Source organism: Bathymodiolus azoricus thioautotrophic gill symbiont (assembly GCF_001298715.1).
Taxonomy (GTDB): domain Bacteria; phylum Pseudomonadota; class Gammaproteobacteria; order PS1; family Pseudothioglobaceae; genus Thiodubiliella.
The window spans coordinates 1-1,341 of the sequence record NZ_CDSC02000392.1 but is presented as its reverse complement, the minus strand read 5'-3'; the positions used below and the strand labels follow the sequence as shown (position 1 = coordinate 1,341).

Below are 1,341 nucleotides of genomic sequence, written 5' to 3'. Positions count from 1 at the left end.
TGTAGGTAAAACTTATTTTTGGCATAAATTTATAACTGCCTATAAAATTTGTTTTCGGCATAAAAATAAAACTGCCTATATTTCTTTATTTGGTAAAGAGACAATTGCAGACATTCGAACAGATATATCTTTACAAGTTATTTCTAAAGGTGAAGAAAATTTAAAAAAATTTGTAAAAAGTATAAATGTAGAAATCCCATTTATTAATATTAATCCTTCGGCATTGCTAACTTTGTTTAAGAAGCAGGATTTCAAGAATATTGTTGTGTGTTTTGATGATTTTGAAAGATTATCGCCATCAATAAAATTAGAAGAAGTTTTGGGGCTTATAGCCGAACTAAAAGAACAAAAAGAATGTAAAGTTGTGATGATTTTAAACGAAGGAAAGCTGGGGGATAACAAGGAGACACTTGATAAATATAAAGAAAAGTTGATTGATTATGAATTTAGTTATGCTCCAAGACCCTTTGAATCGTTAAAAATATTGCAAGATAAATTAACAGCCTTTAAAGAGTATCCACTACAAGATTATTTAACAAAACATAAGATAAACAATATACGAATTATTAGCCGAATTATTAACGCATTAAATGATTTTTATTTTATTCAGACTGATATTCAAGATGCACCAGAAGTTGAAACTGAAATAGTGAGTCGTATTATCGAAGTTTCCGCTATTAATGCGCAAACCGCTTCTTTTGATGAGTTTATAGAATATGCCAATCAAAAGTCATTATCTGAGACTAATGAGTCTGATAAATTTAGAGAGGATAAAAAGTATGAATATTTGTTATCTTTGATTAAGGGTGAGGATTGCTGGGGTAAGGCTGATTTCTTAAAAAGTAATGTTGCGTCTAACCTTCGTGAATATTGTCAAACTTCACTTATTGATGAACAATTTTTTAAAGAAATTATTAAATCTGAAATTAATGATCGATATCCACATTCTGTATGGACAAATATTCGAACAAGAGATGAAAAGCATTCATATGTTATGTCGTATGATAAAGGTCAGTATGTGTCGGAATTATGGGAGATTTTACAAAAAGAGGAAAGTAAAATGATTATCGCTGAAGATACATATTTACATCCTGGCTATTTTATACACCAAATTAAGAAATTAGAAGATCTAGATATTAAAAATAAAGAACAGTATCATAACTTTGCTCTTAAATGTTTAAAGGATTTCATTGAAAATAATTTTAGTTGGATGCAAGATGCTGAGCCTAAAAATAGGCCTGGTCTGCAGGAAATTTTTGAATTTGATGAGCAATTATCTAATTATTACGAACAATGTATTAACATAGATAATCAAAATTCTACTGACTCAATTGAAAAAAT

At 28.6% G+C, this 1,341-nt stretch carries 1 pseudogene; it reads left to right on the top strand.

The features are described from left to right. A pseudogene (locus BAZSYMA_RS10060) lies at positions 1 to 1,341 on the top strand (hypothetical protein); the annotation flags it as partial.